This window comes from Pseudomonas sp. p99-361, from assembly GCF_003935475.1.
Taxonomy (GTDB): Bacteria; Pseudomonadota; Gammaproteobacteria; order Pseudomonadales; family Pseudomonadaceae; genus Aquipseudomonas; species Aquipseudomonas juntendi.
In genome coordinates this window covers 1-15,188 of sequence record NZ_RHQO01000042.1, presented here as the reverse complement: position 1 = coordinate 15,188, position 15,188 = coordinate 1, and the positions used below count along the sequence as shown (strand labels likewise).

The 15,188-nt window shown below is 63.5% G+C and carries 10 protein-coding genes and 1 pseudogene; 5 read left to right on the top strand and 6 right to left on the bottom strand.

The window, feature by feature from the left end:
• Positions 1-125: 125 nt before the first annotated feature.
• The 3 genes from EGJ22_RS17755 to ttgA are packed head-to-tail and all read right to left on the bottom strand — an operon-like array spanning position 126 to position 5,887.
• Positions 126-1,580: an AdeC/AdeK/OprM family multidrug efflux complex outer membrane factor gene (locus EGJ22_RS17755; protein ID WP_029887532.1), complete on the bottom strand. Its 1,455-nt coding sequence runs from the start codon at positions 1,578-1,580 to the stop codon at positions 126-128.
• Positions 1,577-4,729: a multidrug efflux RND transporter permease subunit TtgB gene (ttgB, locus tag EGJ22_RS17750; protein WP_029887533.1), complete on the bottom strand. Its 3,153-nt coding sequence runs from the start codon at positions 4,727-4,729 to the stop codon at positions 1,577-1,579. Before ttgB ends, EGJ22_RS17755 begins: the two co-directional genes overlap by 4 nt.
• A 3-nt stretch (positions 4,730-4,732) precedes the next feature.
• On the bottom strand, positions 4,733-5,887 hold the full coding sequence (gene ttgA / locus EGJ22_RS17745) for a toluene efflux RND transporter periplasmic adaptor subunit TtgA (RefSeq protein ID WP_009685610.1): 1,155 nt from the start codon (positions 5,885-5,887) through the stop codon (positions 4,733-4,735).
• A gap of 259 nt (positions 5,888-6,146) precedes the next feature.
• Between ttgA and ttgR the strand changes: the two genes are divergently transcribed.
• Positions 6,147-6,779, top strand: coding sequence for an efflux transport transcriptional regulator TtgR (gene ttgR, locus EGJ22_RS17740; RefSeq protein ID WP_029887534.1), 633 nt, complete (start codon positions 6,147-6,149; stop codon positions 6,777-6,779).
• 104 nt (positions 6,780-6,883) lie between these two features.
• Here ttgR and EGJ22_RS17735 read toward each other — a convergent pair.
• Positions 6,884-8,334: pseudogene (locus EGJ22_RS17735) on the bottom strand (MDR family MFS transporter).
• Positions 8,335-8,772: 438 nt separating this feature from the next.
• Here EGJ22_RS17735 and EGJ22_RS17730 point away from each other — a divergent pair.
• Positions 8,773-9,642, top strand: coding sequence for an oxaloacetate decarboxylase (locus EGJ22_RS17730; protein ID WP_009685607.1), 870 nt, complete (start codon positions 8,773-8,775; stop codon positions 9,640-9,642).
• 97 nt (positions 9,643-9,739) lie between these two features.
• On the opposite strand, the gene EGJ22_RS17725 is transcribed toward EGJ22_RS17730, so the two are convergent.
• Positions 9,740-10,654 (bottom strand): LysR family transcriptional regulator, encoded by a 915-nt coding sequence (locus EGJ22_RS17725; RefSeq protein WP_009685606.1) that lies wholly within the window; start codon positions 10,652-10,654, stop codon positions 9,740-9,742.
• Positions 10,655-10,757: 103 nt separating this feature from the next.
• Between EGJ22_RS17725 and EGJ22_RS17720 the strand changes: the two genes are divergently transcribed.
• Both EGJ22_RS17720 and EGJ22_RS17715 read left to right on the top strand, forming a co-directional pair.
• Positions 10,758-11,633 (top strand): MBL fold metallo-hydrolase, encoded by an 876-nt coding sequence (locus tag EGJ22_RS17720; protein ID WP_029888060.1) that lies wholly within the window; start codon positions 10,758-10,760, stop codon positions 11,631-11,633.
• 27 nt (positions 11,634-11,660) lie between these two features.
• Positions 11,661-12,275 carry an NAD(P)-dependent oxidoreductase gene (locus EGJ22_RS17715; protein WP_029888059.1) on the top strand — a complete coding sequence of 205 codons (615 nt, stop codon included), beginning with the start codon at positions 11,661-11,663 and terminating at the stop codon, positions 12,273-12,275.
• Positions 12,276-12,373: 98 nt separating this feature from the next.
• Here EGJ22_RS17715 and EGJ22_RS17705 read toward each other — a convergent pair whose 3' ends face one another.
• Positions 12,374-13,249, bottom strand: coding sequence for a LysR substrate-binding domain-containing protein (locus tag EGJ22_RS17705; protein ID WP_029888058.1), 876 nt, complete (start codon positions 13,247-13,249; stop codon positions 12,374-12,376).
• 114 nt (positions 13,250-13,363) lie between these two features.
• Between EGJ22_RS17705 and EGJ22_RS17700 the strand changes: the two genes are divergently transcribed.
• The gene (locus EGJ22_RS17700) at positions 13,364-15,001 is read left to right on the top strand and encodes a 5-guanidino-2-oxopentanoate decarboxylase (protein WP_029888057.1); all 1,638 of its coding nucleotides are present in this window, start codon (positions 13,364-13,366) and stop codon (positions 14,999-15,001) included.
• Positions 15,002-15,188: the final 187 nt, after the last annotated feature.

The following is a 15,188-nucleotide window of genomic DNA, read 5'->3' as shown; positions in this document are numbered from 1 at the left end:
TCGTCGCAAACGGAAGGGGGCGATAATCGAACGGAATGTTCCAGTTGGTTAATTGCTGACACATTTTGCAGCAGCCATGAAAAAGGCCCACCGCCAGGGTGGGCCTTGTGCTGTACCGAGCCAGGTCAGCCTTTGGGCGTATTCACCGCGGCTTGCTGGTTGGCCTGGCCAGTGCGCTCGTACCAGCCACCGCCCAGCGCCTTGTACAGGTTGACCTCGCTGGTCAGCTGCGACAGGCGATCGCCGATCAGCGCCTGCTGGGCACTGAACAGGTTGCGCTGGGCGTCGAGGAAGGTCAGGTTGCTGTCGATACCGATACGGTAGCGGCGCTCGGCCAGGCGATAGTAGTCCTGGTTGGCTTGCACCAGGTCGCGTTGGGCCTGCAATTGCTCTTCGAAGGTCTTGCGCGCTGCCAGGCCATCGGAGACTTCCTGGAAGGCCGTCTGGATGGTCTTTTCGTACTTGGCGACGTTGATGTCCTTCTGGATTTTCGAGTAGTCCAGGCTGGCCTTCAGGCTGCCGGCGTTGAAGATCGGCAGGTTGATCTGCGGCTGGAACAGCCAGGTGCCCTGGCCGCCCGAGAACAGGTGGCCCATGTCGGGGCTCAGGCTGCCGGCGTTGGCCGTCAGGCTGATGCTTGGGAAGAACGCTGCGCGGGCGGCGCCGATATTGGCGTTGGCGGCCTTGAGCAGGTGTTCGGCTTCCTGGATGTCCGGGCGGCGCTGGAGGATGTCGGACGGCAAGCCGGCTGGTACTTCCGCCAGTTGATCGGCGTCGAGCTCCAGCGGCTTGGGCAGGTTGGCAGGAATGCCGGTGCCCAGCAGCACGGTCAGGCTGTTGACGTCCTGGGCGACCAGGCGCTGGTACTGCGAATACTTGACCCGGGCCCCTTCCACGGCGGTGCGCGCCTGGCTCAAGTCCAGTGCCGAGGCCACGCCCACTTCATTGCTGCGGCGGGTGAGGTTGTAGCTTTCCTCGTAGGTCTTCAGCGTTTCTTCGGTCAGCTTGAACAGCGCCTGGTCGGCCTGCCAGGTGTAGTAGGCGTTGGCCACGCTGGCCACCAGGGCAATCTGCGTGGACCGCCGTGCCTGTTCGCTGGACAGGTAGGTTTCCAGGGCTTGCTCGGTCAGGCTGCGTACCCGGCCGAACAGGTCCAGTTCATAGGCGCTGACACCCAGCGTGGCCGAGTATTGGCTGGTGATGCTGGACTCACCGGTTTGCGACATGTTCGCCGGTACCCGCTGGCGGCTACCGCTGGCGGTGGCGGAAACCGCCGGGAACAGGTCGGCCCGCTGAATGCGGTACTGCGCGCGGTACGCGTCGAGGTTCAGTGCGGCAACACGCAGGTCGCGGTTGTTGACCAGCGAAGTCTGGATCAGCTGCTGCAGTGCCGGGTCACGGAAGAACTGGCGCCAGCCCTGTTCGGCAGCGGCGACGTCTGCCGACTGCGTGGGGGAATATGCAGGGCCTTGCGGCCACTGCGCAGCCACCGGCGATTCCGGGGTCTGGTAGTCAGGGATCAGCGAGCAGCCGCCCAGAATGAAAGCGGTTACCGCCAGGGACAACAAAGACTTGGTCATTGCCCAGCCTCATAACGTGGAGTTTCAGGGGTGGCGTCTTTTTCCGGCTTTTTGCTGCCGAACAGCGACGACACTGCGACGAAGAATAGCGGTACCCAGAAGATTGCCAGCACGGTCGCGCTGATCATGCCGCCGATCACGCCGGTGCCGATGGCGTGCTGGCTGCCGGCGCCCGCGCCGCTGGCGATGGTCAACGGTACCACGCCAAGGATGAATGCCAGCGAGGTCATGATGATCGGGCGCAGACGCATGCGGCAGGCTTCGATCGCGGCGTCGTACAGGCTGCGACCCTGCTCGTGCAGTTCCTTGGCGAACTCGACGATCAGAATGGCGTTTTTCGCCGCCAGGCCGATGGTGGTCAGCAGGCCGACCAGGAAGTACACGTCGTTGGACAGGCCGCGCAGGCTGGTGGCGATCAGTGCACCGATGATACCCAGCGGTACCACCAGCACCACGGCGATCGGGATCGACCAGCTTTCATACAGCGCTGCCAGGCACAGGAACACGAACAGTACCGAGAGGGCGAACAGTGCCGGCATCTGCGAGCCGGAGAGTTTTTCCTCGTAGGACATGCCGGTCCAGGAGAAGCCCACACCGCTAGGCAGTTCGCCGGCAATGCGCTCGACCTCGGCCATGGCTTCACCGGTGCTGTAGCCAGGCGCCGGGGCACCGAGAATCTCCATGGCCTCCACACCGTTGTAGCGCGACAGCTTGGGCGAACCGTAGCTCCACTCACCCTTGGCGAAGGAGGAGAACGGCACCATCTCGCCAGCGCCATTGCGCACGTACCACTTCTGCAGGTCTTCAGGGCTCATCCGCGCGTTGGCTTCGCCCTGGATGTACACCTTCTTGACCCGGCCACGGTCGATGAAGTCGTTTACGTAGCTGGCACCCAAGGCGATGGACAGGGTGTTGTTGATGTCGGCAATGGTCACGCCCAGGGCGCTGGCACGCTCGTCGTCGATGGTCAGCTGGTACTGCGGCTCATCGTTCAGGCCGTTCGGGCGTACGCCACTGAGCACTTTGCTCTGCGACGCCTTGGCCAGGAACTCGTTGCGCGCTTCCATCAGCTTGGCATGGCCGACACCACCGCGGTCCTGCAGAAACACGTCGAAACCGGTGGCGTTACCCAGTTCCAGCACCGCCGGTGGGGCAAACGCGAACACCATGGCATCGCGGAAGGTGAAGAAGTGCTGCTGGGCGCGTTGGGCCAAGGCGAACACGCTGTTTTCCTGGGACCGTTCACCCCATGGCTTGAGCATGATGAATGCCATGCCCGAGCTTTGCCCACGGCCGGCGAAGTTGAAGCCGTTGACGGTGAATACCGACGACACGGTGTCGGCTTCATCCTTGAGCAGGTATTCGCGCATCTGGTCGACCACCACCTGGGTGCGCTCGGCACTGGAGCCGGCCGGGGTCTGCACCTGGGCGAACAGCACGCCCTGGTCTTCCTCGGGCAGGAACGCGGTAGGGATGCGGGCGAACAGCCAGATCATGCCAACCACGATCAGTGCATAGGCCAGCAGGAACGGCACCTTGTTGCGCAGGATGGCGCCCACGCTGCGCTCGTAGCCGTTGACGCTGCGGTCGAAGTTGCGGTTGAACCAGCCGAAGAAGCCCCCTTTGGCGGTGTGGTGCTCGCCCTTTTTCAGCGGCTTGAGCATGGTCGCGCACAGGGCAGGGGTGAAGATCAGCGCCACCAGCACCGACAGCCCCATGGCCGAAACGATGGTGATGGAGAACTGCCGGTAGATTACGCCGGTGGAGCCACTGAAGAACGCCATGGGCAGCAGAACCGCCGACAGCACCAGGGCGATACCCACCAGGGCCCCCTGGATCTGCTCCATGGAGCGCTTGGTCGCCTCCTTGGGCGGCAGGCCGTCTTCGGACATGACCCGCTCGACGTTCTCCACCACGACGATGGCGTCGTCCACCAGCAAGCCGATGGCCAGCACCATGGCGAACATGGTCAGGGTGTTGATGCTGAAACCCGCAGCGGCAAGGATGCCGAAGGTACCCAGCAACACCACCGGCACAGTCATGGTGGTGATGATGGTGGCGCGGAAGTTCTGCAGGAACAGGTACATCACCAGGAACACCAGCACCACGGCTTCGATCAGCGTATGGATTACGCCACTGATCGACTCGGTGACCACCGGCGTGGTGTCATACGGGAATACCGCTTTCACCCCAGGTGGGAAGAAGGGTTCCAGGTCGCTGATGGTCTGGCGCAGCGCCTTGGCCGTGTCCAGGGCGTTGGCCCCGGTGGCCAGCTTCACGGCCAGACCGGAGGCCGGCTTGCCGTTGAACTGGGCGCTGATGGCATAGTTTTCACCGCCCAGGCCAACCTCGGCGACATCCCCCAGACGCACCTGGGAACCGTCGTTGTTGACCTTGAGCAGGATCTTCTCGAACTGCTCGGCGGTCTGCAGGCGGGTCTTGCCGATGATGGTCGCGTTCAGCTGGGTACCCGGCATGGCCGGCAGGCCACCAAGCTGGCCGGAGGACACCTGCACGTTCTGCGCAGCCACGGCATTCTTGACGTCGACCGGGGTCAGCTGAAACTTGTTCAGCTTGGCCGGGTCGAGCCAGATGCGCATGGCGTACTGTGCACCGAACACCTGGAAGTCGCCCACACCGGCAGTACGCGAGATCGGGTCCTGCATGTTGGAGACGATGTAGTTGGCCAGGTCGTCCTTGGTCATGCTGCCGTCTTCGGACACCAGGCCGATCACCATCAGGAAGTTCTTCACTGCCTTGGTAACACGGATGCCTTGCTGCTGCACTTCCTGCGGCAGCAGCGGGGTGGCCAGGTTGAGCTTGTTCTGCACCTGCACCTGCGCGGTGTCGGGGTTGGTGCCTTGCTCGAAGGTGGCGGTAATGGTCATGCTGCCGTCGGAGTTGCTTTCCGACGACACATAACGCAGGTTGTCGATACCGTTGAGCTGCTGCTCGATCACCTGGACCACGGTGTCCTGCACGGTCTGCGCCGAAGCGCCCGGGTAGGTCACGGCGATGGCGATGGCCGGCGGCGCGATGCTGGGGTACTGGTTGATCGGCAGCTTCAGGATCGACAAGGCCCCGACCAGCATGATCACCAAGGCGATCACCCAGGCGAAGATCGGGCGATCGATAAAGAACTTCGACATGGTTTACTCCGCTTTGGCGTCTGCTTTCGCCGCGTTGGCCTGATCAGGGCTGCCCGGCTTCTTGACGTTGGTGGCTTCGCTGACCTTGACCTCGACGCCAGGGCGCACGTACTGCAGGCCTTCGGTGATCAGGCGGTCACCCGGGTTGAGGCCTTCTTCGATCAGCCAGTCGCTGCCCAGGGTTCGGTTGGCCTTGAGCTGACGCAGTTCGACCTTGTTGTCCTTGTTCACCACCAGCGCGGTTGGCGCACCTTTCAGGTCGCGGGTAACGCCCTGTTGCGGGGCCAGAATGGCGTTGGCGTTGACCCCGGCCTTCAACCGCGCATGCACGAACATACCGGGCAGCAGGGTGTGGTCAGGGTTGGGGAACAGCGCACGCAGGGTCACCGAGCCGGTGGTCTCGTCGACTGCAACTTCCGAGAACTCCAGGCGGCCTTCCTGCTTGAACAGGCTGCCGTCTTCGAGCACCAGCTGTACCGAGGCGGCGTTGTCGCCAGCCTTCTGCAACTGGCCGCTTTCCAGGTCGCGGCGCAGCTTGAGCAGCTCGGCAGTGGACTGGGTAACGTCGACGTAGATCGGGTCGAGTTGCTGGATGGTGGCCATGGCGTTGGTCTGGCCGTTGTTCACCAGCGCACCTTCGGTGACCGCTGAGCGGCCGATACGCCCGCTGATAGGGGCCAGCACCTTGGTGTAGCGCAGGTCGATCTGTGCACTTTTCAGCGAGGCTTCTGCTTGCAACCGTTTGGCATTGGCGTCGTCGTATTCCTGCTTCGACACGGCCTGCTCGTCGATCAGTTGCTTGTAACGCTCGGCCAGCGAGCGGGTAGCTTGCAGGTTGGCCTGGGCATTACCCAGCGCTGCCTCGTACACGGCAGGGTCGATCTGGTAGAGCTGCTGGCCTTCCTTGACGTCGCTGCCTTCCTTGAACAGGCGCTTGAGAATGATGCCATTGACCTGCGGGCGCACTTCGGCAATGCGGTAGGCACTGGTGCGCCCCGGCAATTCCGAGGTCAGGGTGAAAGGCTGAGGCTGGATGGTTACGACGCCGACCTGAGGAGCCTGCGCCGCTGGCGCTGCTTCTTCTTTCTTACAGCCACTGAGCAGTGTTGCCAGGGCGACGGCGGAAACCAGAGCGGTAACGGCTGGCTTGAATTGCATGAGGATCCTCGGGTCGCAGGAGCAGGTAGACGCTCAAGAATAATGGAAGAGTCGAGATCTGGAGAAATTTGCTATCCGGTAGATAAATAGCTTGCTAAGGAATATACTTACATTCATGGTTGTTTGTAAATACCGCTTGGTTGTACCCAGGTACCGCCACAGCCCGTGATTAGCCCCGCCGCGAGGCGCCCTGCAGAGGTGCCCGCGAAATGTTCCCCCGTGCGCAGCGTGCGTTCGGGCCCGATGAGGTTGTACTGCCATGGTCCGTCGAACCAAAGAGGAAGCCCAGGAAACCCGCGCCCAGATCATCGAGGCAGCGGAGAAGGCCTTCTACAAGCGCGGGGTTGCGCGAACCACGCTGGCCGACATCGCCGAGTTGGCGGGGGTGACCCGCGGGGCGATCTACTGGCACTTCAACAACAAGGCCGAACTGGTGCAGGCGTTGCTCGACAGCCTGCATGAAACCCATGACCATTTGGCGCGCGCGAGCGAAAGCGAGGACGAGGTCGACCCGCTTGGCTGCATGCGCAAGCTGCTGTTGCAGGTGTTCAACGAGCTGGTGCTCGATGCCCGAACCCGGCGTATCAATGAGATCCTGCATCACAAGTGCGAGTTCACCGATGACATGTGTGAGATTCGCCAGCAGCGCCAGGCCGCAGTGCTGGATTGCCACAGGGGCATTACCTTGGCCCTGGCCAATGCCGTGCGCCGGGACCAGTTGCCGGGCGAGCTGGATGTCGAGCGCGCGGCGGTGGCCCTGTTTGCCTATGTCGATGGCCTGATCGGGCGCTGGCTGTTGTTGCCGGACAGCATTGACCTGTTGGCGGATGTCGACAAATGGGTCGACACCGGGCTGGATATGCTGCGCTTGAGCCCGGCGCTGCGCAAATGACTCTTTGTGAAGGATTGTGAGGGAGTGTTTCCGCTTTGTATTAAGGGACGATTAATGCGTTGCGTTCCCTCGCCATGCACCATGCTTGCACCGTGCCCAGGTGCTCAACGGCCGCGCAGTTGCCGGTCCGGTAACGCCACCGCCGCGATCAGCCCTAGCATCGCGACCACGGCGCTGCCCAGCAACAGCTGGCGGAATGTCTGCAACAACCGCCCTTGGGTGGCCACGTCCACCTCGCCTGCCTTCAAGCTCCCCAGCAACGGGTTACCGAGCAATTCGAAACCGCCCTGGTGCAGCAGTGCCAGCAACAGGCTGGACATGCATGCCACGCCCATGGCCCCGCCCAGCGAGCGGAACAGGTTGGTGGTGCTGGCGGCGACGCCGATGTCCTGGCTGGCCACCGCGCTTTGCGTGGCTACCAGCGAGGTCGGGAACTGCAGGCCACAGGCTATCCCGGTCAACAGCATGAACAGTGCGCTGGGCAACGCCGACTGCGGCGAGGTCAAGGCCATGCCGACGATGGCCAGCGGCATCAATATTGCGCCGGCAAGGATCTGCGGTTTGTAGCGCCCGGTGAGGCTGGTCATGCGGCCACCGGTGAACGACCCCATGGGCAGCCCCATCACCAGCGGCAGCAGGTGCAGGGCGGCGCTGTCGGCACCGGCACCGGTGATGCCTTGGTAGCGCAAGGGCATGAGCATGGTCAGGGAAATGGACTGGAAGCTGGCGAAGAAGATCACCCCCAACACAGCACGGCTACCCGATTGCCGAACAGGCCAAGTGGCAGCAACGGTTCCGCGCAGCGGCTTTCGTGGGCAATGAACAAGCCCAGGCCCAGCACGGCGCAGGCGAACAATGCCAGCACGGCCGGGTCGCCCCAGCCATGGCCCTGGCCGACCAGGGTGATGCCCAGCAGCAGGCTGCCCAGGCCGAGAATCAACAGTACAGCGCCAAGGTAGTCGACCTGGGCCTGGCGGCGTTGTACCGGCATGCCCGCCAAGGCTCGTTGAATCGACCACAAGGCCAGCAGCCCCAGCGGCAGGTTGATCCAGAACACGCCGCGCCATGACAGGTATTCGGTCAACCAACCGCCCAGCACGGGCCCGGCGACACTGGCCACGGCATACATGCTGCTGAAGTAGCCCTGATAACGGCCACGCTCGCGGGGCGGCACGAAGTCACCGATGATCGCCTGGCTGACCGAGACCATGCCACCTGCGCCGATACCTTGCAGTACCCGGGCCAGCACCAGTTGCTGCATGTCCTGGGCCAGCGCGCAGGCGATCGAGGCCAGGGTGAACAGGCTGATGCCGGTCAGGATCATGCGCCGTCGGCCATACAGGTCGCCCAGTTTGCCGTAGATGGGCACGGCGATGGTCATGGCGACCATGTAGCCGGAAATGACCCAGGCCAGCAGGCCGACGTCGTTGAACTGGGCCGAGATGGCTGGCAGCGAGACGGCGACAATGGTCTGGTCCAGGGCGCCGAGAAAGATCGCCAGCATCAGGGCGGTGAGCACGTTGCGCAGGGTGGTGGGGGGCAGGGCGGCGGTCACGGGGGTACCTTGGTTATCGGTTTTGGCATCTTCGCGGGCATGCCCGCTCCCACAGGTAACGATCAGGCTCGAGCATGAGCCGTATATGTGGGAGCGGGCGTGCCCGCGAACAGGCCCTCGAATTGTAACCCGAGTTAGGTAGCTTCCTATGTACTAACTGCATCCCCTATGCCGAATCGGCATTGGCGTATTCATCCAGTGCAGCATGGCCGCGTGATATCGTTGGTATGCCACAGGGGCCGAATGCCGCGGGTTGCACCAGCTTGGTGCAACATTATGCCGCAGGTTTCACGGGCCCCTGTCTCCCACACCTTTTATTCCTCTGCCTGCATGCCGAGCATGACCGCCCACATGGCGACGGTTGGAACAGGTCAGGTAGACCCGATTGCAGGGGTCGGTAGTTACCGTTCAAAATTTGCACATAATTGCGGAGTGATCATGCCCAAGGCTTCCCATCAAGATCTGCGTTTTGCCTTCCGCGAGCTGCTCGCTTCAGGTTCCTGTTACCACACCGCCTCGGTGTTCGATCCGATGTCGGCACGCATTGCGGCTGACCTGGGGTTCGAGGTCGGTATCCTCGGCGGCTCGGTCGCCTCGTTGCAGGTGCTGGCTGCGCCGGACTTTGCGCTGATCACCCTCAGTGAGTTCGTCGAGCAGGCCACCCGGATTGGCCGCGTGGCGCAGTTGCCGGTGCTGGCCGACGCCGACCATGGCTATGGCAACGCACTGAACGTGATGCGCACGGTGATCGAGCTGGAGCGCGCCGGGGTGGCTGCCCTGACCATCGAGGACACCCTGCTGCCAGCCCAGTTCGGGCGCAAGTCCACCGACCTGATCCCGGTTGATGAGGGCGTTGGCAAGATCCGGGCGGCATTGGAGGCCCGGGTCGATTCATCGTTGTCGATCATCGCCCGTACCAATGCTGGCGTGCTCACCACCGAAGAAATCATCGTGCGTACCCAGAGCTACCAGAAGGCTGGTGCCGATGGCATCTGCATGGTGGGCGTAAAGGACTTCGAGCAGCTCGAAAAGATCGCCGAGCACCTGACCGTGCCGCTGATGCTGGTCACCTATGGCAACCCGAACCTGCATGACGACGAGCGCCTGGCACGCCTGGGCGTGCGCATAGCCGTCGATGGCCACGCGGCGTACTTTGCTGCAATCAAAGCCACCTACGACTGCTTGCGGCTGCAGCGCGGCAAGCAGAACAAGTCGGACAACCTCAGCGCCACCGAACTCTCGCACACCTACACCCAGCCCGAGGACTACATCCGCTGGGCCAAGGAGTACATGAGCGTCGAGGAGTGACCGGCAGGGCGCCGTCAACGCAACGGACGGCGCTCAAGGTACAGCGACAGGTGGGACCAAGGCGCATAGCCATGCCGGCTGGCCGGCGATGAGGCCATCATGCCCATGACAGATCGCGGTCCCACTCTGGGTCGTCCTTGAACCGCTCCACCAGAAAATCCAGCATGCTGCGCAAGGTGGCCGGCATGTGCTTGCGCGAGGTGTACACCGCATTCAGGTTCAGCTCGCGCGGCCTGGCGTGTGCCAGCAGCCGCACCAGTTCACCTTTGCGCAGGGCGTCGGCGGCCTGGTAGGTCGGCAACATGGCGATGCCGGCCCCAGCCAGTGCCGCCTTCTGCAAGGTCATTGCCTCATTGGCGCTGATGTTGCCGGCCACCGGCACGCTCACCTGCTGGCCGGCCACGTCGAAGTGCCACAGGCTATGGCCGAAGTAGGCATGGGTCAGGCAGTTGTGCCGGCTCAGTTCCTCGACCTGTTGCGGGGTGCCATGCTCGTGCAGATAGGCGGGTGCCGCACAGACCACCGACCGGCACACGCTCAGCCGCCTGGCAATCAGGTTGGGGTCCAGGTCGTTGCTGGTGCGGATGGCCAGGTCGATGCGCTCGTCCACCAGGTTGACGGTGCGGTCGAGCATCTGCAGTTCAACCTTCACACCGGGGTAACGCTGCACATAAGCCGCGATGGCATCCACCAGTTGGGCCTGGCCGAACGAGGTGCTGACGCTGATACGCAATGCCCCCTTGGGGGCATCGTCCGGTTGTTGTACTGCGGCCTGCAGTTCACCTGCCAGGTCCAGCAAGTGCCGGCAACGGGGCAGGGTTTCCTGGCCAGCGGCCGTCAGGCTGAGCTTGCGTGTGGTGCGTTGCATCAGGCGTGCACCCACCCAGTCTTCCAGCTCGGCCAGGTAACGCGATACGACCGGACGCGACAGTTGCAGGTGATCCGCCGCCGCTGACTGGCTGCCCAGGTCGACAACGGTGACAAAGACGCGCATGGCGTTCAGACGGTCCATGACTTGCTCGCTTTCAGAAACAAACTATGTCCAAGCATCGCATTTTTTGTTACGGATCGGGCAACTAAGCTGTGGGGCATCGATCTAGCGGAAGGCTTACCCAATGTCCCTGTTCACCCCACTGCGTGGCCTGTTGCTGGCCTGCGTCACCCTCGCTGGTCCGGCCATGGCCGCCGAGCCTTTGCACCTGGAAGTCTACAACCCCGGCCACGACGCTATTTTCCCGGTGAGCTCGGTAATCGTCAGTGGCGAGCACGATGCGGTGCTGGTCGATGCCCAGTTCGGCAAGGCCCAGGCCGAGCAACTGGTGCAACGCCTACGGGCGGGTGGCAAGCACCTGACCAGCATCTACATCAGCCACGGTGACCCGGATTACTACTTTGGCCTGGATACCCTGACCCAGGCGTTCCCCGACGCCAGGGTGCTGGCTTCGGCTGCCACCGTTGCGCACATCCGCCAGACCATGGAGGCCAAGCTGGCCTACTGGGGGCCGCAGATGGGGGCCGACAAACCGGCGCGGCTGGTGCTGCCTCAGGTGCTCGAAGGCGACCGCCTGACCCTGGAGGGGCAAGCCCTGGAAGTGGTCGGCCTGGACGGCCCTCAGCCTGACCGCAGTTTCGTCTGGATCCCTTCGATCAAGGCCGTGGTCGGCGGTGTCGTGGTAGCCGAACACATTCATGTGTGGATGGCGGATACGCAAACGCCCAAGTCCCATGCCGACTGGCTGAGCACCCTGGCGCGCATCGAAGCGCTGGCGCCGCGCACGGTCGTGCCGGGCCACTACCTGGGCGATAGCAGCCGTTCGTTGGAGGCCGTGCGTTTCACGGCCAACTACATTCGCGATTTCGACAGCGAGGCCGCCAAGGCGAAAGATGCCGGCGCGCTGATCAAGGCGATGAAGCAGCGTTACCCGGGCCTGGCCGATGAAAGCTCGCTGGAGCTGGGGGCCAAGGTCGCCAAGGGCGAAATGAAGTGGTAATTCCGTTCAATTGATGGAGCGTATGACATGAGCAAGATTGCAATCATCGGCGCCACCGGTCGTGCTGGCAGCCAGTTGCTGGAAGAGGCCCTGCGCCGTGGCCATAAGGTGGTGGCGATTGCCCGCGACCCGTCGCAGCTGCAGGGGCGTGACGGGGTGACCATCAAGGCGCTGGATGCCAAGGACGGCACAGCCCTGGAGGCCGCAGTGACAGGTGTGGACGCAGTCCTGAGTGCAGCGCACTTCTCCACCATCGAGCCGCAGGCGATCATCGAGCCGGTCAAGCGTGCCGGGGTCAAACGCCTGCTGGTGGTTGGCGGTGCCGCCAGCCTGTTGCTGCCGTCGGGGCAGCGGGTGATCGACAGCCCTGATTTCCCGGAGGCCTACAAGGCCGAGGCCACGGGCGGTGTGCGTTTTCTGGAGGCGTTGCAGGGCGAGCAGGACCTGGATTGGACCTTCCTCTCGCCCTCGGCGGAGTTTGTTGAAGGCGAGCGCAGCGGGCACTACACGCTGGGCAAGGACCATCTGCTGATCGGTGCGGATGGCAAGAGCTGGATCACTTTTGCCGACTATGCGATCGCCATGCTGGATGAGCTGGAGCAACCGCAGCATTCGCGGCAGCGGTTCACGGTCGGGTATTGAGTCGCCTGCTTCGCGGGCTGGCCCGCTCCCACAGGTATTGCACAGGTTTCAAATCCTGTGCGTCACCTGTGGGAGCGGGCGTGCCCGCGAACAGGCCTTCACAAGCTGGCCTGGCCCTCCAGCCAGTCCAGCAGCTCCAGCAACCCCGCCGGCAGGTTCCTGGCCTGGCTCACCAGGTAGTAGCCCTTACCGGTCCGCACCTTCAGCGCAAACGGCATGCAAAGCCGCCCGCTACGCAAGTCATCGCCAATCAGCGACCAATCACCGATAGCCACGCCTGTCCCCTGCGACGCCATGGCCATGGCCATGTCCAGCGTTTCGAAGTGCTGCTTCGGCCCCTGCGCAGCCAGCGTTACCCCAGCCGCCTGCAGCCATAACCGCCAATCATGCTCATCCCGCGAGGGGTGCAGCAACATGTGCCGCGCGAGGTCTTCAACCTGCTGCAAGGGCAGCAGCCCCTCACGCAAAGACGGTGCGCAGACCGGCGTCAGTTGCTCATCGAACAGCTTGCGCACCTGCAGCCCGTGGTTCGGTGCCTCGCCATAGACCACCGCGGCATCAAAGCCCTCGCGGCGCAAATCCACGCCATGCTGAACGGTCGTGGTCAGTTCCACCGGTACATCCGGGCGCAGTGCCTGCCACTCCATCAAGCGCGGCAGCAGCCAGCGCATCACACACGTGGGGGCCTTCAACTGCAGGGTCGTGCTGTGCTCTCCCACCTCACGCACCCCTTGTTCGATCAGCGCAAACACCTGTTGCACCCGTGGCAGCCAGTCCTGGCCTTCACGGGTCAGGCTCAAACCGCGGGCCTGGCGCTGGAACAGGGCATAACCCAAGTGCTGCTCCAGGGCGGCGATCTGCCGGCTGACGGCGCCCTGGGTGATGTGCAACAGCTGCCCGGCGCGAGTGAAATTGCAGCACTGGGCGGTGATCAGGAAGGTATGCAAGGCGGGTAAGGGCGGGAGGCGTTTCATCGCAATAAGCCATGACTTCAGGACATGGCTAGTATGTGTTTTTTTGCATTGTGGCGATAGCCGTGGCTTGGGTCCAATAAGCGCATAACCCAACAAGATCGATGGTGAACCCCGATGGCAACCTGCGGCGAAGTGCTGGTCAAACTCCTTGAAGGCTATGGCGTGGACCATGTCTTCGGCATCCCCGGCGTGCATACTGTGGAGCTTTACCGAGGCCTGGCGGGCTCGTCCATTCGCCATATCACCCCGCGCCACGAGCAGGGCGCCGGGTTCATGGCTGACGGCTATGCGCGCACCCGCGGCAAACCCGGGGTGTGCTTCATCATTACCGGCCCGGGCATGACCAACATCGCCACCGCCATGGGCCAGGCCTATGCCGATTCGATTCCGATGCTGGTGATCTCCAGCGTGCAGTCGCGTGACCAGCTGGGCGGTGGCCGTGGCAAGCTGCACGAGTTGCCTGACCAGGCGGCGCTGGTGGCGGGTGTCGCGGCGTTTTCGCACACCCTGATGAATGCAGCCGACCTGCCACAGGTATTGGCGCGGGCCTTCGCGGTATTCGACAGCGCCCGGCCGCGCCCGGTGCATATCGAAATACCGCTGGATGTGCTGGTTCAGCCCGCCGACCAACTGTTGCCGGGCCGCCCGGTACGGGGTAACCGGGCAGGGGCTGCACCGCAGGCCGTGGCGCAGATGGCTGAACGCCTGGCCAGCGCGCGGCGGCCATTGATCCTGGCCGGTGGGGGGGCCTTGGCAGCAGGTGCTGCGCTGGCCCGCCTGGCCGAGCACCTGCAGGCACCGGTAGCCCAGACCATCAATGCCAAGGGCTTGCTGCCATCCAGCCACCCGCTGCAGATTGGCTCGACCCAGTCGCTACCGGCTACGCGGGCGCTGGTGGCCGAGGCCGACGTGGTGCTGGCGGTCGGTACCGAACTGGCCGAAACCGATTATGACGTGACCTTCAAAGGCGGTTTCGACATCCCGGGGAGCCTGCTACGCATTGACATCGACCCGGACCAGACCGTGCGCAACTACCTGCCGGAACTGGCACTGGTGGCCGATGCCGAACTGGCTGCCGAAGCGCTGCTGGCGGCCTTGCAGGCGCAGCCGCAGGGGGTACACGACAGCAACTGGGGGCGGGCTCGCGTGACCAGGCTGCGGGAAGCCTTGGCAACCGGCTGGGACCAGCCGACCCTGAGCCAGACACGCTTGTTGACGGCCATCGTGCAGCGCCTGCCCGGTGTTGTGCTGGTGGGCGATTCTACCCAGCCCGTCTACACCGGCAACCTGACCTTGGACATGGACCAGCCGCGCCGCTGGTTCAACGCCTCGACGGGCTACGGCACCCTGGGCTATGCCTTGCCGGCGGCCATGGGTGCCTGGTTGGGCAGTGCCGAGCACGCCGTTGAGCGGGCGCCAGTGGTGTGCCTGATTGGCGATGGCGGCCTGCAATTCACGCTGCCGGAGTTGGCCAGTGCCGTGGAGGCGCAGGTGCCGTTGATCGTGCTGCTGTGGAATAACCAGGGCTACGAAGAGATCAAGAAGTACATGCTCAACCGGGCGATAGAGCCGGTCGGGGTGGATATCCATACCCCAGACTTCATCGGCGTGGCGCGGGCGTTGGGGGCCGCAGCGCAGAGCGTGGCGGATGTGGCGCAATTGCAGGCGGCGCTGGGGCAGGCGGTGGAGCGCAAGGGGCCGACATTGATCCAGGTAGACCAGCACCAGTGGCAGGGCACGGTTGTTGGTTGAACCTTGAGTCTTGGGTTGCTGGTGCCGGCCCTATCGCTGGCAAGCCAGCTCCCACAAATGGACTGCCCCCAATAAGTTGGACACCAATCCAATTTCTTGGGGGCAGTCCACCCTGTGGGAGATTCTATGGTTCCTGGCAAGGGTAGCCGGAGCATCTTCAGCGCCTGTGAGATCGAGCGCCGCCCGC